Consider the following 23,696-nt stretch of genomic DNA (forward strand, 5'->3'; position numbering starts at 1 on the left):
TGCCGGCATGGCGTGCGGTGGCCTGAAGCGGGAACGACGCGCGCGCGGCCGCGCGGCATCGTCACAAGGGCTTCGCACGATCCCCGCGGAGCGACAAGGCAGAGGCGTCTTGCGTGGCTTCGCACACGGATCCGGATGGATTCCGACCGGTTCTTCGCTCGCAGCTAGTGACAAGCCGGCCAAAGCGTTGTATGGGCACCACCGATTTCCTCAGAATAACTTGACCGTCCCGGCGGCCATGTCGGCTGAGACAAACTCATCCGGCATGAAACGAATTGAGGCTATGCCATGAACATCATCTCTGAACTCGAGGCCGCCGAGGCCGAACGGATCAACGCGATCCGCACCATTCCCGAATTTTCCGCCGGCGACACGCTGCGGGTGAACGTCAAGGTGACCGAAGGCACGCGCACCCGTGTGCAGGCCTATGAGGGCGTCTGCATCGCGCGCTCGGGCGCCGGCATCCAGGAGAACTTCACCGTTCGCAAGATCTCCTATGGCGAGGGCGTCGAGCGCGTCTTCCCGGTGTATTCGCCGATGCTCGATTCGGTCGAGGTCGTGCGCCGCGGCAAGGTGCGTCGCGCCAAGCTGTATTACCTGCGCGATCGTCGCGGCAAGTCGGCCCGTATCGTCGAGGCCACCAACGTCCGTGCGCGCAAGCTGAACGACGAGGCCCGTCAGGTCGCCGTCGCCGAGCGCGACCGCGCCAAGGCCGAGAAGCAGGCTGCCAAGGACGCAGCCGCCGAGTAATCGGCAGCAGACAGTTTCGTCAGGATTTCAAAGCGGCCTCCGGGCCGCTTTTTTTGTGCGCGAATTTCAGAGCAGGTGGTGCACCGTGGCGGGTCAGGCGCGGCCGCGGCCGAGCCCGTCATCACCGTCGTCGCCGCCAGGGTCCCAGCCCCATTGGACCCGCGCCCACAGGCGCTCATGCAGGAGATAGACGCAGAAGCCGACGCCGCCGGAGGTGACGGCCAGGATGCCGCCCGATGTCAGCGATCCGGTGAAGAGATAGCCAAGGGCCGACATGGTCACCAGACCGAGCCCTTGCCAGGAGGCGGCTTTGGTCAGGCTGCGCATGCGGGTTTCCATGGCTGCGATCTCTCCTGTGCGGGCGGGGCTGCGCGACGGGCAGCGTCGCCGGTTGTGATGGGCGGGACACGAACGGCTTTGAGCGAGGCTCCACCGTCCCTGCGGCCCCCTTTCCATAGCCGGCTCACACGGTCCGGGGTATTCCGTGAATTCTCATGGCTGAAGTCACGTATGGAGATTTTATCCGCAAGACGTGATAATCTTCACGGATGATGGACAAGCGCCACCGCTCCCGGCTGTTTCGCGAACGTCTCGCCAGCGCGATGACCGCGACCGGCATGACCAAGAGCGCCCTCGCCCGGGCCAGCGGCGCCGACAGGTCCACCGTGTCGCTGCTGCTGTCGTCCGATGACGGCCGGCTGCCCAATGCCCAGTTCGCCGCCGAAGCGGCCTCGGCCCTCGGCGTCTCGTCCGACTGGCTGCTCGGCCTGACCGATCGACCGGAGCGGGCGGCCGAGATGCTGCAGGCCTCGATGCGGATCGAGGAGGCCGCGCGGGCGCCCTCCGACGAACTGATCTTCCGCTGGCACGAGGAAGCCCGCGGCTACAAGATCCGCCACGTGCCGGCGACCTTGCCGGACATGCTGAAATCGGAAGAGGTGCTGCGGTTCGAATATGGCGACTTCCTCGGCCGCACCTCGGACCAGGCGATCGCCGACATGCGCGACCGGCTGGACTATCTGCGGGCCCCCGACACCGACTACGAAATCGCCATGCCGATCGACGCGCTCGAGGGATTTGCCGCGGGCGAAGGCTATTGGCGCGGCCTGCCGGCGGCCGAGCGCCGCGCCCAGCTCGACCGTCTGCGGCAACTGACCGAGGAGCTCTACCCGTCGCTCCGGCTCTATCTCTTCGATCGAAAGAAGGTGTTCTCGGCGCCCGTCACCGTGTTCGGGCCGCTGCAGGCGATCATCTATGTCGGGCAGTTCTATCTGGCGTTCCGCGAGCGGCGGCAGGTGCTGGAACTGACCCGCCACATCGACGGCCTGATCCGCGAATCGGAGTTCGAGGCCCGGCACACCCCGGCCTTCATCCGCAAGCTGGCCGTCCCGGACTGACGCGGGTCAGCCGTTGGCGGTCAGATCCGAAGCGTCGGTGCGATCGTTGACCGTGCGCAACGTGTCCGCTGGCTCCGAACCCTTGCCCAGCACGCTGAACGACCCGTCGGTCTCCAGCACCACCGCCTCCACATTGGCCATGGCGGCATGGCCGCTCGAGCGCATCGCGGCGATCACCTCGTCTTCGGTCACCCGCTCGTGGCGGAGAGCCGGCGCCAGAAACCGGCCGCGAAAGAACAGCAGCGTCGGCTCGGCCTTGATCATGTCGCGAAACCGCGCCGAATAGAGCGATGCGCTGGCCACGCCGTATTGCAGTGCGCATAGGAGCAGGAACGCCACCAGCCCCTCGGTCAGGGTCACGTCCTTGCTCAGGAGCACCGTGGCCAGCGTCGAACCGAGCGCAACCGTCACCACCAGGTCGAAGGCGTTCATCTTCGACAGGGTGCGCTTGCCCGTGATCCGCAACAGGAAGACGAGGCCGGCATAGGCGAGCGCCCCGACGATCACGATGCGGAAAAGGTCGTACCAACTGTCGAAGAACATGATTGCTCGGCTTTGTCCGGGTTCGGTTCTGGCAGCGGGGATCGCGGAGCGTCCCGACATGCCGCTTGCAAGAGCCAATCGCCGAAGCGCGCGACGGTTCCCCCGCCGTTGCAGGAAAGCGCAGGCGCCGGCACCGCGCCCCGATTGTCACCTGCCGTCGCAATCGCTATTTTGTGCCCATGCATCGGATCCGGGACATGAAGGCGCGTCGACGCCTGCCGACCAGCGAGGGCTTCGCCAAGCTCTCCGATCACGCGCGGCTGCCGGGACGTTTCTTCTATCGCCTGTTCGCCGCCGACGGCCTCTAGGCGCCAGGATGCGAGGGCCGCGAGCCCCCCGCCCATCGTTTCATCCATGCACAGACCGGCCGGAGCGTGACGCCCGCCGGAGAAGGACCGACCCATGAGCCAGGCCAAACCGCGCACCCTCTACGACAAGATCTGGGACGAGCATCTCGTCGCCCAGCAGGAGGACGGCTCCTGCCTCCTCTATATCGACCGCCATCTCGTTCACGAGGTCACCAGCCCGCAGGCCTTCGAGGGCCTGCGCCTGACCGACCGCAAGGTCCGCCAGCCCGAGCGCACCCTCGCCGTCGTCGACCACAACGTGCCGACGACCGCCGACCGGGTGAACGGCATCAAGAACGAGGAAAGCCGCATCCAGGTCGAGGCGCTGGCCAGGAACGCCGCCGATTTCGGCATCGAATATTACGACGCCGCCGATCGCCGCCAGGGCATCGTCCACATCATCGGCCCTGAGCAGGGCTTCACCCTGCCCGGCATGACCATCGTGTGCGGCGACAGCCACACCTCGACCCATGGCGCCTTCGGGGCGCTCGCCCACGGCATCGGCACCTCCGAAGTCGAGCACGTGCTCGCCACCCAGACGCTGATCCAGTCCAAGGCGAAGAACATGCTCGTCCAGGTGGACGGCGCGCTGCCGGAGGGCGTGACGTCGAAGGACATCATCCTCGCCATCATCGGCCAGATCGGCACGGCCGGCGGCACCGGCCACGTCATCGAATATGCCGGCGAGGCGATCCGCGGCCTGTCGATGGAAGGTCGCATGACGATCTGCAACATGTCGGTCGAGGCCGGCGCCCGGGCCGGCCTGATCGCGCCCGACGAGACCACCTATCGCTACATCGAAGGCCGTCCGCGCGCCCCCAAGGGCGAAGCCTTCCAGATGGCCGTCGACTACTGGCGCAGCCTCGCCTCCGACGAGGGCGCCCATTACGACAAGATCGTGCATCTGGACGCGGCGAACCTGCCGCCGATCGTCTCCTGGGGCTCCTCGCCCGAGGACGTCGTCTCGATCGACGGCGTCGTGCCGGATCCGGCCGCCATCGAGAACGAGAACAAGCGCAAGTCCAAGGAGCGCGCGCTCGAATATATGGGCCTGACGCCGGGCACGAAGATGACCGACATCAAGGTCGACAAGATCTTCATCGGCTCCTGCACCAACGGCCGCATCGAGGATCTGCGGGAAGCCGCCAAGGTCGTCGAGGGCCGCCGGATCGCCGAGGGCGTCTCGGGCATGATCGTGCCGGGTTCGGGCCTGGTGAAGGCGCAGGCCGAGGAAGAAGGCCTCGACGTCATCTTCAAGGATGCCGGCTTCGAATGGCGCGAGGCGGGCTGCTCCATGTGCCTCGGCATGAACGAGGACCGGCTCGAGGCCGGCGAGCGCTGCGCCTCGACCTCGAACCGCAATTTCGAGGGCCGGCAGGGCTACAAGGGACGCACCCATCTGGTCTCCCCGTCCATGGCCGCGGCGGCCGGCATCGCAGGTCACTTCGTCGACATCCGCGACTGGCGCTAGGCACGAGCTGCGTCGCCGCCGAGCGGCGGGCATCGCCTTCGATCACAGGTCTGCAAGGGGCGGCACCGGCGACGGGCCGCCCTTTTCGCGTGTATCCGACCCTGCGTCACAGGCTTGACGCCCGCCGCGTTCCGGTCGACACAGACCGGATGGAAATTCCGGCCCCCGATATCGACATTGAGCGCCTGCGGCTGGGCGATGCGCGCGATCTGGCGCCGCTGATCTCGGCCTATAACCAGTCGCTGTTTCGCGGCCCGCCGGGCGCGCCCGACACTTACTATGCCGAGCAATTGCTGCAGGACCGCACCGCCGAGGTGCTGGGCGCGCGGCTGAATGGCCGGCTCGTCGCCTTCGTGATCTTCTACGATCTGCCGGATGTGTGGACAGGCATGCGCTCCGGCCTCGCCGATCATATCTATGTCGACCACCAGCATCGCCGGAAGGGCATCGCCAAGGCGATGATCGATCTTCTCGCCGAGGAGGCCGACGGTCGCGGCTGGTCGAAGCTGGTGCTGCACGCCCCGCGCACGCCGGGCACCGGACGCGGCCTCTACGAAAAGGTCGCCGATCCAGCCGACTGGGCGAGCTACGTCATCCGCTTCCGCGACCGCGATCCGTCCGAGCGCTGATTCGCCGCGCGCATCGGCTCCGGCGGCGACCCGCCCGTCGCGCGCCTTCTTGCCGCGCCTAATCGATTAAGCCGAACCGCCCCCAGCGATCCCGCGCCCAAAGGGTTGCTTTCGCAATTGCGATAAGCCTTTTAGAAGCGTTCCGATCGCTGTAGGGGAAGGGCAACCCGGCCCCCGCGCACAGCGCCTGGCCAATGCGAGGACAAGAAGGCACCCATGTCCGACCTCAAGACTGCGCGGCCGCTGTCGCCGCATCTTTCGATCTACCGATTCCGCCCGACCATGGCGATGTCGATCCTGCACCGCATCACCGGTTCGGCGCTCTATGTCGGCACGCTGCTCTTCGTATGGTGGCTGGTCGCCGCCGCGAGCGGCCCGGAGGCCTTCTCCTACGCCTCGGCCTTCTTCGGCTCGATCATCGGCCGGATCATCCTGTTCGGCTACACCTGGGCGCTGCTCCACCACATGTTCGGCGGCATCCGCCATCTGATCTGGGACACCGGCATCGGGCTCAGCAAGGAGACGTCGACGAAGCTGGCCCAGGCCACCCTCGTCGCCTCGCTTGCGCTGACGCTGATCCTGTGGGTCGGCATCGTGGTCTTCGGCTGAGGGATATTTCCATGACTGAGATGAGAACCTCGCTTCGCCGCGTCCGCGGCCTCGGCTCCGCCCATGAAGGCACCGGCCATTTCTGGCAGCAGCGCCTGTCGGCGATCTCCAATTTGGTGCTGATCACCGGCTTCGTGATCCTGCTGATCGTCCTGCACGACCAGCCCTATGCCGAGGTCCGCGCGGCCCTCGCGCATCCGCTGGTGGGACTGCTGGTCGCACTGACCGTGATCTCCTTCACCTACCATATGCGTCTCGGCATGCAGGTGATCATCGAGGACTACATTCACGGCACGACCAAGCTGCCGCTGCTGATCCTCAACAATTTCTTCGCCATCGCCATCGCCGTCGCGAGCCTGTTCGCGATCGCCCGGATGAGCTTCGGAGTCTGACCATGGCCACGAACGGCACCAACGCAAACGGCCAGCCGCACCGCACGGCGCCGTCCCAGAACGGCAAGGCCTACGAATTCACCGACCACACCTTCGACGTGGTCGTGGTGGGCGCCGGCGGCGCCGGCCTGCGCGCCACCCTCGGCGCGGCCCAGGCCGGCCTGAAGACCGCCTGCATCACCAAGGTCTTCCCGACCCGCTCGCATACGGTCGCGGCGCAGGGCGGCGTGGCCGCCTCGCTCGGCAACATGGGCAAGGACGACTGGCGCTGGCACATGTACGACACCGTCAAGGGGTCGGACTGGCTGGGCGACCAGGACGCCATCGAATATCTGGTCCGCAACGCGCCGGCCGCCGTCTACGAGCTCGAGCATTTTGGCGTGCCCTTCTCGCGCACCGAGGATGGCCGCATCTACCAGCGTCCCTTCGGCGGCATGACCACCGAATTCGGCCAGGGTCCGGCCGCGCAGCGCACCTGCGCCGCCGCCGACCGCACCGGCCACGCCATCCTGCACACGCTCTACGGCCAATCGCTGCGGCACTCCTCGGAGTTCTTCATCGAGTATTTCGCCATCGATCTGATCATGGACGAAGAGGGTGTGTGCCGCGGCGTCGTGGCGCTCTGCCTCGATGACGGCACCATCCACCGCTTCCGCGCCAAGAAGACGATCCTGGCGACCGGCGGCTACGGCCGCGCCTATTTCTCCGCCACTTCGGCCCATACCTGCACCGGCGACGGCGGCGGCATGGTGCTGCGCGCCGGCCTGCCTTTGCAGGACATGGAATTCGTGCAGTTCCACCCGACCGGCATCTACGGCGCCGGCTGCCTGATCACCGAGGGCTCGCGCGGCGAAGGCGGCTATCTGACGAATTCCGAGGGCGAGCGCTTCATGGAGCGCTATGCCCCCTCGGCCAAGGATCTGGCCTCGCGTGACGTCGTCTCGCGCTCGATGACCATGGAAATCCGCGAGGGTCGCGGCGTCGGCAAGAACAAGGACCACATCCACCTGCACCTCGATCATCTCGATCCGGCGGTGCTGGCCGAGCGGCTTCCGGGCATTTCGGAATCGGCCCGGATCTTTGCCGGTGTCGACGTCACCAAGGAGCCGATCCCGGTGCTGCCGACCGTCCACTACAACATGGGGGGCATCCCGACGAACTTCCACGGCGAGGTCCTGACCAAGAAGGACGGCAATGCCGATACGGTCGTGCCGGGCCTGATGGCCGTCGGCGAGGCCGGCTGCGTGTCGGTCCACGGCGCCAACCGCCTCGGCTCCAACTCGCTGATCGATCTGGTCGTCTTCGGCCGGGCCGCCGGCCTTCGCTGCGCCGAGACGGTCAGCGCGTCGGAAGAGCAGCCCGACCTGCCAGTCGGCGCCGGCGACAACGCGCTCGCCCGCCTCGACCGCTTCCGCTACGCCAATGGCGCGACGCCGACGGCGGAGCTGCGCGCCGACATGCAGAACACGATGCAGTCCAACTGCGCCGTGTTCCGCACCGGCGAGATTCTCGACGAAGGCCACACCAAGATCCACGAGGTCTGGAAGGCGTCGGACGACATTCGTGTCACCGATCGCTCGCTGATCTGGAACACCGACCTGATCGAGACGCTGGAATACGACAATCTCATCGCCCAGGCGGTGGTGACGATGGATTCGGCGCGCAACCGCACCGAGTCGCGCGGCGCCCATGCCCGCGAGGATTTCCCCGATCGCGACGACGCCAACTGGATGAAGCACACCCTGTCCTTCTGCGACACGGTCGCCAAGACCGTCACGCTCGAGGATCGGCCGGTGCACACCTACACGCTGTCGAACCAGATCGATTACATCGAGCCGAAGAAGCGGGTCTACTAGGACCCGTCGGCGGGCTTCGGCCCGCCGGCTTTCGCCTTGACTAGCGGGACTTGCCCGGCAGGAGGTCGGGCCGCCGTTCGCGGGTCAGCCGCTCGGCCTCGTCGCGGCGCCAGCGCGCCACCGCCCCATGATCGCCCGAGGTCAGCACCGGCGGGATCGTCCGGCCCTCCCATTCGGCCGGCCGGGTATAGTGCGGATGCTCCAAAAGCCCGCCCTCAAAGCTCTCCGCATCGCCCGACACCGCATTGCCCATGACGCCCGGCAGAAGCCGCACCACCGCGTCGAGCAGCACCAGCGCGCCGACCTCGCCGCCCGACAGGATGTAGTCGCCGATCGAGATTTCCTCGAGGCCGCGTCCCGCGATCACCCGCTCGTCGACGCCCTCGAAGCGGCCGCAGACGATCACCGCCCCCTCGCCCGCCGCCAGCTCGCGGACCCGTTCCTGGGTCAGCGGCCGGCCGCGCGGGCTCATCAGGATGCGCGGCCGGGTGTCGGCCTCCGGCGCGGCGTGATCGAGCGCGGCCGCCACCACGTCGCTGCGCATGACCATGCCCGCGCCCCCGCCCGACGGTGTGTCGTCCACCATGCGATGACGGCCGATGCCGAAGTCGCGGATCTGCACCGTCTCCAGCGAGAAGTCCCCGCGCTCCAGCGCGCGGCCCGCCAGCGATACGCCGAGCGGGCCGGGAAACATCTCCGGATAGAGCGTCAGGATGGAGGCGCGGAAGCTCATGGGCGGATCAGCCGAGCGGCTGGACGGCGCCGGCTTCGATGATCTTCAGGTCGCGGTGCAGCACCTCGACCGAAGCCAGCGCGGCGCGCCAGGCGGCAACGTGGTCGGACTTGGCGTGCCGCTCCAGGTCCTCGCGGGTCTCCCATTCCTCGTAGACGCGCAGAAGGCCGGGCTCGGCCATGTCCTCGGCGAAGGAATAGACGATGCAGCCCTGCTCCTCGCGGGTCGCGGCGATGACGGTGCGGGCGGCTTCGCGCACCCGGTCGAGATCGGCCGGGTCGAGACGCTGGATGCCGGAAACGATGATCATGTGTGTCCTCCCTCGAAAAAGCGGCAGCCGGCCCCCTCGTCGGCGTGCCTACCGGCAGGTGGTTACGCAATCGGACCGTGCGAGTAAACTGCGCGCCGGGGCGACGGTCCTAGCGGTCGTCGCGAGCGGCGCCGCCTTCGGCCTCTTCGCCGTCCCCCGGCTCGTCGTCGGGCGTCGCCAGTCCGGCCGGGCCCGGCTCGACCACCATCAGCCGCCGCTCCGCGTCGATCACCGGGATCGCCGCCTCGGAGAAGGGGATCATCAGGGTCTGCCCCTTGGTCGGGCGGATTTCGACAATGTCGCCGGCGTTGAAATCGTGGAAGGCGATGACCGTGCCGACGGCTTCGCCCGCGACGGTCTCGACCGCGTAGCCGACGAGGTCCTCCAGGTAGAACTCGTCGTCGTCCTCCGGCTCGGGCAGCACCGAACGATCGACGAAGAGCTCGCGCCCGTTCAGCCGTTCGGCGTGGTTGCGGTCGGCGACCTCCTTGAAGCGGACCACGACGACGTTCTTGGCGACCCGCGCCGACAGGACCGTGTAGCGATTGCCGGAGGCGTCGACGAGCGGCCCGTAGGCGCCGAGATCGGTCGGGTCGGCGGTGAAGGAGCGCACGCGGCACTCGCCCTTGATGCCCTGGGCCCCGCCGACGACACCGAGGAGGACGGGGTTCTCGAGCTTGCCGGTCTCAGACATGGGCGATCTCGCCATTGGACGGATCGCGCTGTGCGCTCGGGACCGCTTGCTGCATCGGGAACGACTCATTCATTCGGGGGTGGGACGCGGCGGCGACAATAGCCCGCCCCGTCCGCCTTGGCGACAGCGGGCATGCGCCGGAGACGTTCCGCGCCTCAGTTCACCAGCGACTGCCCTTCGCGGCGGCGATCGCGCTTCTCGTCGGCATAGTGCTTGCGCTTGGCCTCGTACATGCGGGCGTCGGCGCGCTTGACCGTCGCCTCCAGCCGCTCGCCGGCCTCGGCCGTCGCCACGCCCAGCGAGAAGGACAGCTCCGCGCCGGTGTAGAACTGGTTGTTGACCTCGACCAGCTCGACGATGTTCTGGGCCATCTGCAGGCCGTCCTCCTCGCTGCTGGCCGGCATCATCACCACGAATTCGTCGCCGCCGATCCGTGCCACGTGGCAGGGCTCGCGCACCGCCTCGTTCAGCACTTCGCCGGCCCGGCGCAGGAGAGCGTCGCCGGCCGCGTGGCCCATCACGTCGTTGACCGTCTTCAGGCCGTTGAGGTCGGCAACGATGATCGTCACCGGCGTCGGGCCCTTGCGCTCCAGACGGTTCAGCTCGTCAACGAAGAACGAGCGGTTGTAGAGCTTGGTCAGGATGTCGTGCTTGCCGAGATATTCCAGATAGGCCTCGGCCTTCTTGCGCGCGGTGATATCGGTCAAAGCGACCTGCACCAGCGACCAGTCGCTTTCGCGCCCGGGAAACACCGAGAACTGCATGTGGACATGGAGCTGGTCGCCGCTGAGGCTGTAATTGACCACCTCGCGCTGCTGGAACAGCTTGCCCTCCCACAGATCGACCAGTTGCTCGCGGAAATGCTGCTCCATGGCGTCGCGGAACACCTCGCCCAGCCGGCTGAACAGATCGTCGCGGCTCTCCGCGCCGAACAGCTGCAGCGTGTGCTCGTTCACATCGATGACGCGGATCTCGGACAGGCACCGGCTGACGAAGTCGGGATGGACGTCGACGAAGGTCCGGAAATCGGTGATGCCGCGCTCCCGGACATCGTCGATCAGCGCCTTCACCTCGGAGAAATCCTCGACCCACAGCGAGACCGGCGAATATTCGAACAGGCCGCGGGCAAAGCTCTCGCTCACCGCCAGTTCCCGGCGCTGGTCCTCGCGCTCGGTGACGTCCTCGGTGGAAATCAGCAGCCGCTTCCAGTCGCTCTCGTGGCCGGGCAGGAGCCGCGCCTTGAGCTGCACGTCGAGGCGCTTGCCGGTCAGCGTGTAGTTGACCGCATAGCTCTCGAACTCGGTCTGCCCCTCCCAGAGCTGGATCAGCTCTTCCTTGTGGCTGTCGAGCATGTCGCCCGAAAAGACCTTGTCGAGATTGTCGCAGATGCTCTGGAAATTGTCGGCCTCGAACAGGTCGAGGGTGCACTGGTTCACGGCGATCAGCCGGATCCTCTGTGCCGCGGCGGCGACGCGCGACGGATCGGCGTCGAGATGCTCGCGGATCGAGATGATTCCCGCGGAGCGCCATTCCTCGAACAGCGCCTTCACCCCGCTGTAATCCTCGATCCACAGCGGCACGGGGGCCAGATCGAAGATCGCGGTCTCGGCCCAGCCGTCGGGGCCGTTTCCGAGGCCGTCGGCCGGGTCCAGTCTTGCATCGGGCATGTGAAGCAGTATCCCTCCTGAGGACGACCGCTCCCGGAACATTCCGATGCCGCCCTGCTCAAACGGCGCCCAGAGGCGCCGTTTGCACAAGGATGATGCTACGCCAAGCTTACTTGACGCTTTACTCGGCGGAAGCGGCTTCCTCGGCCGGAGCCTCTTCGGCCGGCGCGTTCTTGGCGGCTTCGGCCTCGGCTGCGGCGGCCGCGGCGTCTTCCTCACGCTGCTTGCGCTCGGCCTCGCGCTCCTGGGCCTTCTTGCCCGGCAGGCCCTTGGTCGGGTTGGCGCGGGACGGACGGCTCATGATGCCGGCCTGGTCGAGGAAGCGCAGGACGCGGTCGGTCGGCTGTGCGCCCTCGGCGAGCCAATGCTTGATCCGCTCCTCGTTCAGCGTGACGCGCTGGGCGTCCTTCGGCAGCATCGGGTTCCACGAGCCGAGCTGCTCGACGAAGCGGCCGTCGCGCGGCGAGCGGGCGTCGGCAACGACGACGTGGTAGTAGGGCCGCTTCTTGGAGCCGGCACGGGCGAGGCGCATCTTCAGGGGCATGGGTCTTGTCCTTTGGTTCGAGATCGGCGGCGCGCCGATCGGTTCGATAGTGCGTGTTCAGGTCGTTCGGTCGGGCCGGATGGCCGTCACTTCTTCTTTGCCGGCAATCCCGGCAGCCCCGGGAAACCGCCGCCGGGCATGCCGCCCGGTCCGCCGATGCCGGGGGGAAGTCCCTTGGGAAGGCCGGGCATGCCGCCGCTCTGCGCGGCCTTGGCCATGGCTTCCAGTTCCTTGGGGTCCATCTTCGACAGGTCGGGCATGCCGCCGGGCATTCCGCCCATGCCGCCGAGGCCCATCTTGCCGGCCAGGCCGCCCATCATCTTGCCCATCATGCCGCCCTTGCCCTTGCCCATGGACTTCATCATGTCGGCCATCTGGCGGTGCATCTTGAGCAGCTTGTTGATCTCGGCGGACGAGGTGCCCGAGCCGGCGGCGATGCGCTTCTTGCGGCTGTGCTTGAGGATGTCGGGATTGCCCCGCTCCTTGGCGGTCATCGAGGAGATGATGGCGAGCTGCCGCTTCAGCATCTTGTCGTCGAGGCCGGCGGCGGACATCTGGTCCTTCATCTTCCCCATGCCGGGCATCAGGCCCATCATGCCGCCCATGCCGCCCATCTTCTGCATCTGGCCGATCTGATCGGCGAGGTCGTTCAGGTCGAACTTCCCCGACTGCATCTTCTTGGCCATCGCCGCGGCCTTTTCCGCGTCGATGTTCTCGGCGGCCTTCTCGACGAGGCTGACGATGTCGCCCATGCCGAGAATGCGGTCGGCGATGCGCGAGGGATGGAAATCCTCGAGCGCATCCATCTTCTCGCCGGTACCGATCAGCTTGATCGGCTTGCCGGTGACGGCGCGCATGGACAGCGCCGCACCGCCGCGGCCGTCGCCGTCGACGCGGGTCAGGACGATGCCGGTGATGCCGACGCGCTCGTCGAAGGAGCGGGCGAGATTCACCGCGTCCTGGCCGGTCAGGGAATCGGCGACAAGCAGGATCTCGTGGGGCTCGGTCGTCCGCTTGATGTCGGCCATCTCGACCATCAGCGGCTCGTCGATATGGGTCCGGCCGGCCGTATCGAGGATGACGAGGTCGTAGCCGCCGAGCTTGGCCGCCTGCTTGGCGCGGGCGGCGATCTCCACCGGGCCCTGGCCGGCGATGATCGGCAGGGTGGCGACGCCGGTCTGCTCGCCGAGGACGCGCAGCTGCTCCTGGGCCGCCGGGCGCCGTGTATCGAGCGAGGCCATCAGCACCTTCTTGCGCTGACGCTCGGTGAGACGCTTGGCGAGCTTGCCGGTGGTCGTCGTCTTGCCCGAGCCCTGCAGGCCGACCATCATCAGGACGACCGGCGCCGGCGCGTTGAGGTCGATGGCGACCTGGTCGCTGCCGAGCGTGGCGATCAGCTCGTCATGGACGATCTTGACGACCATCTGGCCGGGCCTGATCGACTTCAGGATTTCCGCGCCGACGGCCTTGGCGCGCACGCGGTCGGTGAAGTCCCGGACCACTTCCAGCGCGACGTCGGCCTCCAGCAGCGCCCGACGGACCTCGCGCAGCGCGGCCGCCACATCCTTGTCGGACAGGGCGCCGCGGCCGGTGAGGCCGTTCAGGATGGACCCGAGGCGGTCCTGGAGTGAATCGAACATGCGTGCTTCCTTCCCGGCCTTCCGAACAGAGCCGGAAGGTGGTTCGCTTCGATCCGAACTGCAAACCCGCCTCTGCTCAAGCCACTGCCGGATGGGCAATGCTCAAAGCAGGATCGCATCCGCGGGCGAAACTCGCTGGCGGATGTTGACCTCCGTGCGGCTCTTGCGAGAGGGGCACGGTCGGCGGGTCGCGGACAGATGTCGCGGATTTGGGTCTGCAGAAACACCGACCGGCCGCCAATGTCAAGTTTCGCGGCCCCTGCGGAATGTCGGGCGGTGGAAGCCGAGCCGGCGGCGGCCCCTCAGGCGGTGCCGCTCATCCGATCATCGCCGGCCGGAGCGACGACGCCACCTTCACCCGCCCACCTGTCGATAGCCGGGCACGGAACGAATGCCCCCCTGCGGCATTCTGTGGCGGAACGACGCATGGCGATCCTCGCCGTTGCCGATCCTCATAAGAGGCTTCGGCCGGGACCGACGCGTAGCCCGGCAGCCCTTGGCTGCCCTTTGTTGGAAGTGGAGTCCCCCTGTGAGCGACCTTCGTGAACCAGAACGCGAGCGCACCGTCATCGTCAACAACGACCGCGGTGGAAACGGCGGCGGCGGCGGTGGTAGCTGGTTGATCGCCGGCATCCTGATCGTTGTGGTCGTGATCGGCGCCTTCTTCATCTTCGGCGACGGCCTGCTCGGCGGCGGCGCCGGCGGTGGTGCCGACACCAATGTCTCGATCGACACGCCGGACGTGAATGTCGAGGCGCCGGATGTCGGCGGCGGCGGCGACGCACCGGCTCCGGCCAACTGATCCATTTTCACCGGCGGCCGGGCGATCGGCCGCCGGTTTTCGTTCAGGGCCGGTCGACCGGCGCGCCACCGCCCTGTTCCCGCGATCGCCGCGCGCCGAAGACGCAGCGTCCTCGTCGCAGGGCTTGAACATCGCGGCGTACCGGCGCATTCGGAGAGCCTCACGCTTCACGGAAGGCCGCCTGAATGGACACGCAGACCCCGGATTCGGACATCTCGCAGACGCTCAGCCCGCTGTTCACCCCGCTCGACCTCGGCGCATTGCGGCTGGAAAACCGCATCATCATCGCGCCCATGTGCCAGTATTCCGCCGATGACGGATCGGCCACCGACTGGCACATGATGCATCTCGGCCAGCTCGCCATGTCCGGCGCCGGCCTGCTGATCCTCGAAGCCACGGCCGTCTCGCCCGAAGCCCGCATCACCCACAAGGATCTCGGGCTCTATTCCGAGTACAACGAGGCGGCGCTCGCCCGCGTCCTCGATGCGATCGCCGTCCATTCCCAGATGCCCGTCGCCATCCAGCTCGGCCATGCCGGCCGCAAGGCGTCGAGCGCCGAGCCCTGGGCCGGTGGCCAGCAGATCGCCCCGACCGATCCGACCGGCTGGCAGTGCGTCGCGCCCTCCGCCCTTCCCCATTCACCCGGCGAAGTGGTACCGACCGCCCTCGACGCCGCGGGTCTGCAGAAGATCAAGGACGACTTCGTCGCCACCGCCCTGCGCGCCGTGCGTCTCGGCATCGTCGGCATCGAGCTGCATTCGGCGCATGGCTATCTCCTGCACCAGTTCCTGTCGCCGATCTCGAACCGGCGCGACGACGAATATGGCGGCAGCGTCGAGAACCGCATGCGCTTCCCGCTCGAGATCTTCGACGCGGTCAAGGCGGCGGTGCCGGCCGACATTCCGGTCTGGGTCCGCCTGTCGGCCAGCGACTGGGTCGAGGGCGGCTGGGACATCGAGGGCTCGATCGCCTATTCGCAGGCGCTGGAGGCGCGCGGCGCGGCAGCGATCCATGTCTCCTCCGGCGGCGTCTCGCCCGACCAGAAGATCCCGCTCGGACCCGGCTACCAGGTGCATTTCGCCGAGGCCGTGAAGGCCGCGGTGGCGATCCCGGTGATCGGCGTCGGCCTGATCACCGAGGCGCGCCAGGCCGAGACCATCATCGCCGAGAACAAGGCCGATGCCATCGCCATCGCGCGCGCCATTCTCTACGAGCCGCACTGGCCGTGGCATGCGGCGGCCGAACTGGGCGCCTCGGTGCGCGCGCCGAAGCAGTACTGGCGTTCCCAGCCGCGCGAGTTCAAGGCGCTGTTCAAGGACGCCGCCTTCGGCCAGCGCTGATCGCGCGATCCTTTCAATCGCGCCGCGCATCGGCCATATAACCGGCATGACCGACAGCGCCGCACGAGATACGGATATGAGCGTGGCCTTCGCCCGGATGAACGGGCTGGGCAACGAGATCGTCGTCGCCGATCTTCGCGGATCGGCGGCGCGGATTTCGGCTGCGGCCGCACGCGCCCTTGCCGAGGATCCGGCCACCCGCTTCGACCAGATCATGGCGATCCACGACCCGCGCCTCGACGGCACCGACGCCTATGTGCGGATCATCAATCGCGATGGTTCGGAGGCCGAGGCCTGCGGCAACGGCACGCGCTGCGTGGTGCAGGCGCTCGCCGCCGAGACCGGCCGCCGCGACTTCACCTTCGAGACCCGCGCCGGCATCCTGACCGCCTTTGAGCGCGACGACGGGCTGATCGCCGTCGACATGGGCCGGCCGCGCTTTGGCTGGTCCGAGATTCCCCTGTCGGAAGAGTTCAGCGACACAAGGGCGGTCGAACTTCAGATCGGGCCCATCGACGCGCCGATCCTGCATTCGCCCTCGGTCGCCTCCATGGGCAATCCCCACGCCATCTTCTGGGTCGACCGGGACGTATGGAGCTATGAGCTCGATCGGTTCGGCCTGGTGCTGGAGAACCATCCGCTGTTTCCCGAGCGCGCCAACATCTCGATTGCGCAGGTCACGGCGCCGGACGCCCTCACCCTGCGGACCTGGGAACGCGGTGTCGGCCTGACCCGCGCCTGCGGCTCGGCCGCCTGCGCCGCCGCCGTCTCGGCGACCCGCACCCGGCGCACCGGCCGCATCGTCACGGTGACCGTGCCCGGCGGCGACCTCCTGATCGACTGGCGCGACGACGACCATGTCATCATGACCGGGCCGGCCGAATGGAACTGGTCCGGCCGCCTCGATCCCGCGACCGGCGCCTATCTGCGCGACGAGACGGCGACGCACGAGCCGGCCTGATGGGTGTCGAGATCGTCTCCTTCGGCTGCCGGCTCAACACCTATGAGGCCGAGATCATGAAGCGCGAGGCCGTGGCGGCGGGCCTCGACGCCGATCCGCGCGGCGCCATCGTCTTCAACACCTGCGCCGTGACGTCGGAAGCCGTGCGCCAGGCCCGCAAGCAGATCCGCCGGGCGAGGCGCGAAAACCCGGAGGCGCGGATCGTCGTCACGGGCTGCGCCGCCCAGACCGAACCCGGCCGCTTTGCCGAAATGGGCGAGGTCGATGCCGTCCTCGGCAATGACGAGAAGCTGACGGCCAGCGCCTATGGCGCCCTGCCCGATTTCGGCGTCGCTGCCGAGGAGAAGGTCCGCGTCAACGACATCATGAGCGTCACGGAGACCGCCGGCCACATGGTCGACGCGATCGAGGGGCGTGCCCGCGCCATCGTCCAGATACAGAATGGCTGCGACCATCGCTGCACCTTCTGCATCATCCCCTTCGGGCGCGGCAATTCCCGCTCGGTGCCGATGGGCGCGGCGGTCGACCAGGTGAAGCGCCTCGTCGCCGCCGGCTACAACGAAGTGGTGCTGTCGGGCGTCGACATGACCTCCTGGGGAGCGGACCTGCCCGGCGCGCCGAAGCTCGGCCAGCTTGTCCAGGCGATCCTCAGACACGTGCCGGACCTTGCCCGCCTGCGACTGTCCTCGATCGATTCCGTCGAGGCCGACCCGGCGCTGATCGAGGCGATCGGCTCCGAGACCCGGCTGATGCCGCATCTGCACCTGTCGCTGCAGGCCGGCGACGACATGATCCTGAAACGCATGAAGCGGCGGCATTCGCGTGACGACGCCATCCGCTTCTGCACCGACATCCGCGCCGCGCGGCCCGACATCGTCTATGGCGCCGACATCATCGCCGGCTTCCCGACAGAGACCGACGCGATGTTCGAGAACTCCATGAAGCTCGTCGAGGATTGCGGCCTGACGCATCTTCACGTGTTTCCGTTCTCGCCGCGCGAGGGCACGCCGGCGGCCCGCATGCCGCAATTGCCGCGCGACATCGTCAAGGACCGGGCGACGGCCCTGCGCGCCCGCGGCGAAACCGCCCATCGCGCCCACCTGGCCAGCCTCGTCGGCACGCGGCAATCGGTGCTGGTGGAGCGCAACCAGCGCGGCCGCTGCGCCGATTTTACCCTCTGCGAGATCGAGGAGGGCCTCCCCGGCTCCATCCTCGACGCTATCATTGTGGGCGAACGCGGTGGCAGACTGGTCGCCCGCCCCGATATCCTTCGTTCCGGCCCGGCCGGAACATCCTCCGACCATCTGAGAGAACTGACGTAAGCCATGGCTGAGCAAAAAGGCTTCTTCCGCCGCATCTTCTCCTTCGGGTCGGACAGCGAAACCGATCGCACGCCCGAGCATGGTGATACGCCGCGGCCGTCCGATACCGAATTCGGCGCCCCCGGCTCCCCCGATCCGGACGTCCGCCCGAAGGCGGCGGCCAGTTCGGTCGCCGATTCGGAAGCCGGAGCCGACGTCAACGACGGCGGCGGCATCACCCCGCTGGCCGAAATGGCCGAGCATTCCGACGCGGACCAGGCTCAAAAAAAAACGCTGAACTCGGGCCAGAACTAGAGCCGGACACCGAGACGGCGGACTTTTCCTGGCTCGAGGAACCGACGCCGGCCGAGCCCGCCGACGAGAGCGAATTCGCCTTCCTGGGCGCCGACCCCGCCGAGCGGCTGGGCGAACATGTCGAGCCGGAGGTTGCGGCGCCCGTCCAGCCGCTCGCGGGCGAAACCCGCGAAACCTCCGAGATCGCCGATGCGGTGGCCCCCGGCATCCCGCCGGCCTCCGATGCCGATCATCTAGACGGGCACAATGACGACGCGCTGTCGTCCGGCGACGAGGATGCCGACTTCTCCTGGCTGGAATCGGATCTGCCGCCGGAGGACGAGGAAGAAGACGGCGAGGCGCCGGTCGCCGAGCGGGTCGATCCGTCCTTCGACACCGCCGACACGCCCGAGCCCGACATCGCGCCGCCGCCGGCCTCCGCGCCCGAAGGCGACCAGGCGCCTCTGCCCGCCCCGGCAGGCACGCCGCGCCCCGCACCGGATGCCGCCGCCGGCTTCCGCCTGCGCGAACAGGCGCCCGCCGCTCCCGAACCGGTGCCCGCGCCCCGCGTGCCCTGGCTGCAGCGCCTGCGCGAGGGGCTGGCGCGTTCCTCCACCCAGCTCACCGGATCGATCGGCGCGATCTTCACCAAGCGGCGGCTGGACGAGGACACGCTGCAGGATTTCGAGGACGTGCTGATCCAGGCCGATCTCGGCGTCGAGACCGCCCTGAAGATCACCGACCGCCTGTCGGAAGGCCGCTTCGGCCGCGAGATCAGCGGCCAGGAAGTGCGCACCATCCTTGCCGAGGAAATCGAGAAGGCGCTGGACCCCGTGGCCCTGCCGCTGGAGCTCGACCTGGCCAAGAAGCCGCATGTCATCCTGGTGGTCGGCGTCAACGGCACCGGCAAGACCACGACCATCGGCAAGCTGGCCGCCAAGCTGACCCGCGGCGGGCTCAAGGTCACGCTCTGCGCCGGCGACACCTTCCGCGCCGCCGCCGTCGAACAGCTGAAGATCTGGGGCGAGCGCACCCAGTCCGAGGTCGTCGCCAAGGCGATCGGCGCCGATGCGGCAGGCCTTGCCTATGAAGCCTACGACCGGGCCGTCGAGAACGATTCCGACGTCCTGATTATCGACACGGCTGGTCGCCTGCAGAACAAGACCGAGCTGATGGCCGAGTTGGAGAAGATCGTCCGCGTGCTGCAGAAGCGCGAGCCGGACGCGCCGCATACGGTGCTTCTCACCCTCGACGCCACCACCGGCCAGAACGCCATGAACCAGGTCGAGATCTTCCGCAACGTGGCCGGGGTCAACGGCCTCGTCATGACCAAGCTCGACGGCTCGGCGCGCGGCGGCATCCTCGTCGCCATCGCCGCCAAGTTCCGCCTGCCGGTCTATTTCGTCGGCGTCGGCGAAGGCATCGACGATCTCGAGCCCTTCAAGGCGAAGGATTTCGCCGCCGCGATCGCCGGCACCACCACGTCGGCCTGACCGGCGAAAAATCGCCGCGATGGGCGGTCACGCCTCGCATTCGTCGCGATCAGTTCCGATATGGACCGGGAACAGGGAGTCCGCATGTCGCACCACATTCTCGAGGAAGAGCCGAACAGCCCGGCGCGCAAGGAGATGAACCCGCTCCTGAAATTTGCGCTGGAGCTGGGCCCGCTGATGGTCTTCTTCTTCGCCAATTCGCGCGGCGAGCAGCTGGCGGCGACGTTCCCCGTCCTGAAGGAGTTCGGCGGGCCGCTGTTCATCGCCACCGGCCTGTTCATGGCCGCGATGGCGATCTCGCTGGCCGTGTCATGGGCGATCACCAGATCGCTGCCGATCATGCCGCTGGTCACCGGCGCCGTGGTGCTGGTGTTCGGCTCGCTGACCCTGTGGCTGCAGGACGAGACCTTCATCAAGATGAAGCCAACCATCGTCAACGGCCTGTTCGCCGCGGTGCTGCTCGGCGGGCTGCTCTTCGGCAAGTCGCTGCTCGGCTACGTCTTCGACCAGGCCTTCAAGCTGGACGCCGAGGGATGGCGCAAGATGACCCTGCGCTGGGGCCTGTTCTTCATCTTCCTGGCGGTCGTCAACGAAGTCGTCTGGCGCAATTTCTCGACCGATTTCTGGGTCGCCTTCAAGGTCTGGGCGACGATGCCCATCACCATCGTCTTCATGCTGACCCAGGTTCCGCTGATCAAGCAGCATTCGACCGAGCGACTGGCCAGCGCGGAAGACAGCGGCCGCTAGGCCGTCCCGCACCGACATCTTCACAACCAAGAGGCCGACCGACATGGACATGCAGAAGCTTCTCGGAGAATTCCTCGGCGCCGGAAACCAGGGCGGCCGCGATCCCGGCGACCAGCGGTCCGGCCAGGGCCAGGGCGGCTCGATCGTCGACCAACTCGGCGGCATGCTGCAGGGGCGCGGCGGCTCCGGCTCGGGGCTTGGCGGCATGCTCCAGGGCGGCGCCGGTTCGGCCATCGGCGGTGCGCTGCTCGGCGGCCTCGCCTCCAGCCTGTTTCGCGGCAAGGGCGTGCGCAAGCTCGGCGGCACGGCGCTGAAGCTCGGCGGCGCGGCCGTCGTCGCGGGTCTCGCCTACAAGGCCTACCAGAACTACCAGGCCAGCCAGGGCACCGCGCTGCCCAACGCCCAGCCGACGCCGCGCCTGCCCGACGCAGCCCGGGCGCCGGCCGAGATTCCGGCTCCCGAAGGCACCGCCTTCCTGCCGGCCGGCGACGAGGAGGCCCATGCGCGGCTGATGCTGTCGGCGATGATCGCCGCGGCCAAGGCCGACGGCTATATCGACGCCGAGGAGCAGCAGGCGATCTTCGGGCGGATCGACGAGATCGACCTCGATGCCGAGGAAAAGGGCTTCGTCATGGACGAGATGCGCCAGCCGATGAGCATCGATGCGCTCGCCGCCAGCGCGACCACGCCGGAACTGGCGATGGAGATCTACACCGCCTCGGTGCTGGCGATCGATCCCGACCATCCGGCCGAGCGCGCCTATCTCGACCTTCTCGGCGCACGGCTGAACCTGCCGGCCGAGCTGACCGCCGAAATCCGCCGCACCGCCGGCGAAGTGCAGGGCTGAGGTCCGAAGGCGGCTGTCCTCGGCCGATCTCCGGCCTGATCAGAACTCGCCGACCGGCAGTGCCCGCCCATCGGGCATCGTATTGCCGGTCGCCCCGTCTGGATTGGTGAAAGGCACCGGCGGCGCGCCCTCCTGCGCCGCGCGGTCGTGGTTCAGCGCCCAGTGGACCGACGGAAACGCCAGCTCGTCCCAGGGAATGTCGTCCCAGGCGAAGAGGTCGACCGCCTGGCTTTCGATGCCCGGCGCAATCGTCGGCTCGGCAAGGCTCGCCCGGTAGATCAGTTGCACCTGGCTGATCCGCGGCACCGAATAGACCGCCAGCAGCCGCTCGATGGCGAGCTGCGCCGTCGCCTCTTCCCGCGCCTCGCGCCGCGCCCCGTCCTCGGGCGTCTCGTTCAGTTCCAGATAGCCGGCCGGAATGGTCCAGAAGCCCTGTCGCGGCGCGACCGCCCGCCGGCACAGCAGGATCCGGCCGTCATGGCGGACCACCGAGCCCACCACGATCTTCGGGTTCTCATAGGCGACGAAGCCGCACGTGTCGCAGATCTTGCGGGCGACGTCGTCGCCCTCGGGCGTGCGCAGGGAAAAGGATGTCTCGGTCATGCGCCCCATATGGCTCGGCGCGGCCGCCCGGGAATATCCACGCGGGCTTGAACGGCCGCGACCGAACGTCCGGGCGCCGTCCCGATCAGCTCGTCGGCGCAGTGCCCTTCGAAGGACCGGCGAGGACGCGCTCCACCGCCGGCAGCAGGCCGGTCTTCACCGCCTCGGGCGTGAACGGTCCCGTCTGCTTGAAGACGATCTCGCCGTCCGGCGCGACCAGGAAGCTCTCCGGCACGCCGTAGACGCCCCAGTCGATCGTCGCCGAGCCCTTCTGGTCCACGCCGATGGCGGCGTAGGGATTGCCCAGCGACTCCAGGAACTTGCGGGCGTTCTCCGGCTTGTCCTTGTAGTTGATGGCGACCAGCTTGAAGCGCTCGTCCTGGGCCAGGTCCATCAGCAGCGGATGCTCGTCCCGGCACGGCCCGCACCAGGAGGCGAAAACATTCACCAGCACCGGCCGGCCATCGCCGAAGCCGGTGAGATCGAGCGCCGGCATCGGTCCGCCGTCGGGACCGGAAACGCCCTCCAGCGCCGGCAGCACGGTCTGCGGCGCCGTCTTTCCGATCAGCACCGAGGGAATCTGCTGCGGATCGTGGCCGGAGATGAGCTGATAGAGGAAGATCGCCGCAAGGCCGCCGAATAGCACCAGTGGCAGCGCAACCAGCCAGTTGCGGCGGGGTTTCGCGGCCTTCGTCACGGTCTCGGCCGCCGGAGCGGTCGGTAGCGTCGTCGGATCGTCCGTCATCGCGTGGCCTCCGCGCCGCTGACGGGCGCGGCCGAGGCCGAGCGGCGACGAATGCCCCGCGCCTCGAGGTCCTTCAACGCCCGCTTCTGGGCACGGGCATCGAGAAACACCCAGGCCGCGATCCCGACCAGCGCCAGCACGGAGATGGCATAGGCCGAGCCGATGAAGCCGATATAGTCGTTCTGCATATTGGTATCCTCAGGCCTCGGCGCGGCGGGCCGCCAGCCGCGACAGCGCCGCCACGCGCCGGCGCAGCACTTCCGTGCGCATCGCCGTCAGATGCAGGGCGAAGAACAGGAGCGTGAAGCCGGCTGCCGAGACCAGCAGCGGGATTAGGAAGACCGGCGGCATGGCCGGCCCGTCGACCCGGATGACGCTGGCGCTCTGATGCAGCGTGTTCCACCAGTCGACGGAAAACTTGATGATCGGGATGTTGACGAAGCCGACGAGAACGAGGATCGCCGCGGCCTTCGCGCTGCGGCCCGGCTCGTCCAGCGCCCGGGTCAGGGCGATCAGCCCGAGATACATCAGGAACAGGATGAACACCGAGGTCAGCCGGGCATCCCAGACCCACCAGGTGCCCCACATCGGGCGCCCCCAGATCGAGCCGGTGATCAGCGCCAGCGCGGTGAACACCGCGCCGATGGGCGCCGCCGCCTTGACCGCGACGTCGGCCAGCGGATGCCGCCAGACCAGCGTGCCCAGCGCCGACACGCTCATCACCGTCCAGATCATCATCGACAGCCAGGCGAAGGGCACGTGGATGAACATGATCTGCACCGTCGCGCCCTGCTGATAGTCCGGCGGGGCGCGAAAGCCGAGGGTCAGGCCGATCGCCAGCGCGATGAGCGCCAGGGCATAGAGCCATGGCTGCAGCCTGCCCGACAGCTCCAGGAAGCGGGTCGGATTGGCCAGGATCGTGAAGCGCGACGGCTTGGCGGCGGACATGTCGGTCATGGGTCCAGTCTAGAAGGTCTCCAG

The 23,696-nt window shown here is 67.9% G+C and carries 27 protein-coding genes; 15 read left to right on the forward strand and 12 right to left on the reverse strand.

The features are described from left to right. The first annotated feature begins 288 nt into the window (after positions 1-288). Complete coding sequence (gene rplS / locus ACEQX1_RS05140) at positions 289-750, forward strand: 50S ribosomal protein L19 (RefSeq protein WP_024351854.1); 462 nt, start codon at positions 289-291, stop codon at positions 748-750. 93 nt (positions 751-843) lie between these two features. Here rplS and ACEQX1_RS05145 read toward each other — a convergent pair whose 3' ends face one another. Next, positions 844-1,089 (reverse strand): DUF2061 domain-containing protein, encoded by a 246-nt coding sequence (locus ACEQX1_RS05145; protein ID WP_370196188.1) that lies wholly within the window; start codon positions 1,087-1,089, stop codon positions 844-846. 209 nt (positions 1,090-1,298) lie between these two features. On the opposite strand from ACEQX1_RS05145, the gene ACEQX1_RS05150 reads away from it, so the two are divergent. Next, entirely contained in the window at positions 1,299-2,147 is an 849-nt protein-coding gene (locus ACEQX1_RS05150) for a transcriptional regulator (RefSeq protein WP_277024850.1), read from the forward strand. Between the two features lie 6 nt (positions 2,148-2,153). Here ACEQX1_RS05150 and ACEQX1_RS05155 read toward each other — a convergent pair whose 3' ends face one another. Continuing rightward, positions 2,154-2,690 carry a DUF421 domain-containing protein gene (locus ACEQX1_RS05155; protein ID WP_370196187.1) on the reverse strand — a complete coding sequence of 179 codons (537 nt, stop codon included), beginning with the start codon at positions 2,688-2,690 and terminating at the stop codon, positions 2,154-2,156. A 402-nt stretch (positions 2,691-3,092) separates the two neighbouring features. Between ACEQX1_RS05155 and leuC the strand changes: the two genes are divergently transcribed. From leuC to sdhA, 5 genes are all read left to right on the forward strand, one after another. Continuing rightward, positions 3,093-4,508: a 3-isopropylmalate dehydratase large subunit gene (leuC, locus tag ACEQX1_RS05160; RefSeq protein ID WP_188076454.1), complete on the forward strand. Its 1,416-nt coding sequence runs from the start codon at positions 3,093-3,095 to the stop codon at positions 4,506-4,508. A gap of 149 nt (positions 4,509-4,657) precedes the next feature. Then, positions 4,658-5,137: a GNAT family N-acetyltransferase gene (locus ACEQX1_RS05165; RefSeq protein WP_024351858.1), complete on the forward strand. Its 480-nt coding sequence runs from the start codon at positions 4,658-4,660 to the stop codon at positions 5,135-5,137. A gap of 216 nt (positions 5,138-5,353) precedes the next feature. Beyond that, positions 5,354-5,746, forward strand: coding sequence for a succinate dehydrogenase, cytochrome b556 subunit (gene sdhC, locus ACEQX1_RS05170; RefSeq protein ID WP_024351859.1), 393 nt, complete (start codon positions 5,354-5,356; stop codon positions 5,744-5,746). Between the two features lie 11 nt (positions 5,747-5,757). After that, entirely contained in the window at positions 5,758-6,138 is a 381-nt protein-coding gene (sdhD, locus tag ACEQX1_RS05175) for a succinate dehydrogenase, hydrophobic membrane anchor protein (protein ID WP_024351860.1), read from the forward strand. A gap of 2 nt (positions 6,139-6,140) precedes the next feature. Beyond that, positions 6,141-7,994, forward strand: coding sequence for a succinate dehydrogenase flavoprotein subunit (gene sdhA, locus ACEQX1_RS05180; protein ID WP_370196185.1), 1,854 nt, complete (start codon positions 6,141-6,143; stop codon positions 7,992-7,994). 40 nt (positions 7,995-8,034) lie between these two features. Here the strand turns inward: sdhA and trmD are convergent, their stop codons facing one another. The 6 genes from trmD to ffh form a co-directional block, all read right to left on the reverse strand. Further along, on the reverse strand, positions 8,035-8,727 hold the full coding sequence (gene trmD / locus ACEQX1_RS05185; RefSeq protein ID WP_370196184.1) for a tRNA (guanosine(37)-N1)-methyltransferase TrmD: 693 nt from the start codon (positions 8,725-8,727) through the stop codon (positions 8,035-8,037). A 7-nt stretch (positions 8,728-8,734) separates the two neighbouring features. Then, positions 8,735-9,037, reverse strand: coding sequence for a putative quinol monooxygenase (locus tag ACEQX1_RS05190; protein WP_370196183.1), 303 nt, complete (start codon positions 9,035-9,037; stop codon positions 8,735-8,737). Between the two features lie 109 nt (positions 9,038-9,146). Further along, positions 9,147-9,731: a ribosome maturation factor RimM gene (gene rimM, locus ACEQX1_RS05195; protein ID WP_370196182.1), complete on the reverse strand. Its 585-nt coding sequence runs from the start codon at positions 9,729-9,731 to the stop codon at positions 9,147-9,149. Positions 9,732-9,886: 155 nt separating this feature from the next. Next, positions 9,887-11,398, reverse strand: a complete 1,512-nt coding sequence (locus ACEQX1_RS05200; RefSeq protein ID WP_370196576.1) for a diguanylate cyclase — start codon at positions 11,396-11,398, stop codon at positions 9,887-9,889. A 121-nt stretch (positions 11,399-11,519) separates the two neighbouring features. Further along, entirely contained in the window at positions 11,520-11,942 is a 423-nt protein-coding gene (gene rpsP / locus ACEQX1_RS05205; RefSeq protein ID WP_009207926.1) for a 30S ribosomal protein S16, read from the reverse strand. An 86-nt stretch (positions 11,943-12,028) separates the two neighbouring features. Further along, entirely contained in the window at positions 12,029-13,582 is a 1,554-nt protein-coding gene (gene ffh, locus ACEQX1_RS05210) for a signal recognition particle protein (protein WP_370196577.1), read from the reverse strand. A gap of 529 nt (positions 13,583-14,111) precedes the next feature. Here ffh and ACEQX1_RS05215 point away from each other — a divergent pair. From ACEQX1_RS05215 to ACEQX1_RS05250, 8 genes are all read left to right on the forward strand, one after another. Beyond that, positions 14,112-14,384, forward strand: a complete 273-nt coding sequence (locus ACEQX1_RS05215) for a hypothetical protein (protein ID WP_230788091.1) — start codon at positions 14,112-14,114, stop codon at positions 14,382-14,384. A 185-nt stretch (positions 14,385-14,569) separates the two neighbouring features. Then, positions 14,570-15,724: an NADH:flavin oxidoreductase/NADH oxidase gene (locus ACEQX1_RS05220; RefSeq protein WP_370196578.1), complete on the forward strand. Its 1,155-nt coding sequence runs from the start codon at positions 14,570-14,572 to the stop codon at positions 15,722-15,724. A 76-nt stretch (positions 15,725-15,800) separates the two neighbouring features. After that, on the forward strand, positions 15,801-16,685 hold the full coding sequence (gene dapF / locus ACEQX1_RS05225) for a diaminopimelate epimerase (protein ID WP_370195342.1): 885 nt from the start codon (positions 15,801-15,803) through the stop codon (positions 16,683-16,685). Continuing rightward, positions 16,685-18,007 carry a tRNA (N(6)-L-threonylcarbamoyladenosine(37)-C(2))-methylthiotransferase MtaB gene (mtaB, locus tag ACEQX1_RS05230; RefSeq protein WP_370196579.1) on the forward strand — a complete coding sequence of 441 codons (1,323 nt, stop codon included), beginning with the start codon at positions 16,685-16,687 and terminating at the stop codon, positions 18,005-18,007. The genes dapF and mtaB overlap by 1 nt, the downstream gene beginning before the upstream one ends. A gap of 3 nt (positions 18,008-18,010) precedes the next feature. Further along, the gene (locus tag ACEQX1_RS05235) at positions 18,011-18,301 is read left to right on the forward strand and encodes a hypothetical protein (protein ID WP_187391628.1); all 291 of its coding nucleotides are present in this window, start codon (positions 18,011-18,013) and stop codon (positions 18,299-18,301) included. 83 nt (positions 18,302-18,384) lie between these two features. Then, positions 18,385-19,773: a signal recognition particle-docking protein FtsY gene (ftsY, locus tag ACEQX1_RS05240; RefSeq protein WP_370195353.1), complete on the forward strand. Its 1,389-nt coding sequence runs from the start codon at positions 18,385-18,387 to the stop codon at positions 19,771-19,773. A gap of 84 nt (positions 19,774-19,857) precedes the next feature. Continuing rightward, the gene (locus ACEQX1_RS05245) at positions 19,858-20,520 is read left to right on the forward strand and encodes a septation protein A (RefSeq protein WP_370195344.1); all 663 of its coding nucleotides are present in this window, start codon (positions 19,858-19,860) and stop codon (positions 20,518-20,520) included. Between the two features lie 43 nt (positions 20,521-20,563). Then, a complete protein-coding gene (locus ACEQX1_RS05250; protein ID WP_372521423.1) occupies positions 20,564-21,367 on the forward strand; it encodes a tellurite resistance TerB family protein in 804 nt (267 codons plus the stop codon). Between the two features lie 39 nt (positions 21,368-21,406). Here the strand turns inward: ACEQX1_RS05250 and ACEQX1_RS05255 are convergent, their stop codons facing one another. From ACEQX1_RS05255 to ACEQX1_RS05270, 4 genes are all read right to left on the reverse strand, one after another. Then, complete coding sequence (locus ACEQX1_RS05255) at positions 21,407-21,970, reverse strand: NUDIX domain-containing protein (RefSeq protein ID WP_370195346.1); 564 nt, start codon at positions 21,968-21,970, stop codon at positions 21,407-21,409. Positions 21,971-22,055: 85 nt separating this feature from the next. Next, positions 22,056-22,715: a DsbE family thiol:disulfide interchange protein gene (locus ACEQX1_RS05260; protein WP_370196580.1), complete on the reverse strand. Its 660-nt coding sequence runs from the start codon at positions 22,713-22,715 to the stop codon at positions 22,056-22,058. Next, positions 22,712-22,903, reverse strand: coding sequence for a heme exporter protein CcmD (gene ccmD / locus ACEQX1_RS05265; RefSeq protein WP_370195348.1), 192 nt, complete (start codon positions 22,901-22,903; stop codon positions 22,712-22,714). Before ccmD ends, ACEQX1_RS05260 begins: the two co-directional genes overlap by 4 nt. 10 nt (positions 22,904-22,913) lie before the next feature. Further along, positions 22,914-23,672 (reverse strand): heme ABC transporter permease, encoded by a 759-nt coding sequence (locus tag ACEQX1_RS05270; RefSeq protein WP_370196581.1) that lies wholly within the window; start codon positions 23,670-23,672, stop codon positions 22,914-22,916. Positions 23,673-23,696: the final 24 nt, after the last annotated feature.

This window comes from Aurantimonas sp. (assembly GCF_964217435.1).
Classification (GTDB): domain Bacteria; phylum Pseudomonadota; class Alphaproteobacteria; order Rhizobiales; family Rhizobiaceae; genus Aurantimonas; species Aurantimonas coralicida.

Bases quoted from the DNA above. Each gene is read 5' to 3' on its own strand.
- sdhD (WP_024351860.1), top strand. From the start codon at position 5,758: ATGACTGAGATGAGAACCTCGCTTCGCCGCGTCCGCGGCCTCGGCTCC.
- ACEQX1_RS05145 (WP_370196188.1), bottom strand. From the start codon at position 1,089: ATGGAAACCCGCATGCGCAGCCTGACCAAAGCCGCCTCCTGGCAAGGG.
- rimM (WP_370196182.1), bottom strand. From the start codon at position 9,731: ATGTCTGAGACCGGCAAGCTCGAGAACCCCGTCCTCCTCGGTGTCGTC.
- ffh (WP_370196577.1), bottom strand. From the start codon at position 13,582: ATGTTCGATTCACTCCAGGACCGCCTCGGGTCCATCCTGAACGGCCTC.
- rpsP (WP_009207926.1), bottom strand. From the start codon at position 11,942: ATGCCCCTGAAGATGCGCCTCGCCCGTGCCGGCTCCAAGAAGCGGCCC.
- trmD (WP_370196184.1), bottom strand. From the start codon at position 8,727: ATGAGCTTCCGCGCCTCCATCCTGACGCTCTATCCGGAGATGTTTCCC.
- ACEQX1_RS05165 (WP_024351858.1), top strand. From the start codon at position 4,658: ATGGAAATTCCGGCCCCCGATATCGACATTGAGCGCCTGCGGCTGGGC.
- ACEQX1_RS05200 (WP_370196576.1), bottom strand. From the start codon at position 11,398: ATGCCCGATGCAAGACTGGACCCGGCCGACGGCCTCGGAAACGGCCCC.
- ACEQX1_RS05220 (WP_370196578.1), top strand. From the start codon at position 14,570: ATGGACACGCAGACCCCGGATTCGGACATCTCGCAGACGCTCAGCCCG.
- sdhA (WP_370196185.1), top strand. From the start codon at position 6,141: ATGGCCACGAACGGCACCAACGCAAACGGCCAGCCGCACCGCACGGCG.
- dapF (WP_370195342.1), top strand. From the start codon at position 15,801: ATGAGCGTGGCCTTCGCCCGGATGAACGGGCTGGGCAACGAGATCGTC.
- sdhC (WP_024351859.1), top strand. From the start codon at position 5,354: ATGTCCGACCTCAAGACTGCGCGGCCGCTGTCGCCGCATCTTTCGATC.
- leuC (WP_188076454.1), top strand. From the start codon at position 3,093: ATGAGCCAGGCCAAACCGCGCACCCTCTACGACAAGATCTGGGACGAG.
- ccmD (WP_370195348.1), bottom strand. From the start codon at position 22,903: ATGCAGAACGACTATATCGGCTTCATCGGCTCGGCCTATGCCATCTCC.
- ACEQX1_RS05245 (WP_370195344.1), top strand. From the start codon at position 19,858: ATGTCGCACCACATTCTCGAGGAAGAGCCGAACAGCCCGGCGCGCAAG.
- mtaB (WP_370196579.1), top strand. From the start codon at position 16,685: ATGGGTGTCGAGATCGTCTCCTTCGGCTGCCGGCTCAACACCTATGAG.
- ACEQX1_RS05260 (WP_370196580.1), bottom strand. From the start codon at position 22,715: ATGACGGACGATCCGACGACGCTACCGACCGCTCCGGCGGCCGAGACC.
- ACEQX1_RS05250 (WP_372521423.1), top strand. From the start codon at position 20,564: ATGGACATGCAGAAGCTTCTCGGAGAATTCCTCGGCGCCGGAAACCAG.
- ACEQX1_RS05270 (WP_370196581.1), bottom strand. From the start codon at position 23,672: ATGACCGACATGTCCGCCGCCAAGCCGTCGCGCTTCACGATCCTGGCC.
- ACEQX1_RS05255 (WP_370195346.1), bottom strand. From the start codon at position 21,970: ATGACCGAGACATCCTTTTCCCTGCGCACGCCCGAGGGCGACGACGTC.
- ACEQX1_RS05155 (WP_370196187.1), bottom strand. From the start codon at position 2,690: ATGTTCTTCGACAGTTGGTACGACCTTTTCCGCATCGTGATCGTCGGG.
- ACEQX1_RS05235 (WP_187391628.1), top strand. From the start codon at position 18,011: ATGGCTGAGCAAAAAGGCTTCTTCCGCCGCATCTTCTCCTTCGGGTCG.
- rplS (WP_024351854.1), top strand. From the start codon at position 289: ATGAACATCATCTCTGAACTCGAGGCCGCCGAGGCCGAACGGATCAAC.
- ACEQX1_RS05190 (WP_370196183.1), bottom strand. From the start codon at position 9,037: ATGATCATCGTTTCCGGCATCCAGCGTCTCGACCCGGCCGATCTCGAC.
- ACEQX1_RS05150 (WP_277024850.1), top strand. From the start codon at position 1,299: ATGATGGACAAGCGCCACCGCTCCCGGCTGTTTCGCGAACGTCTCGCC.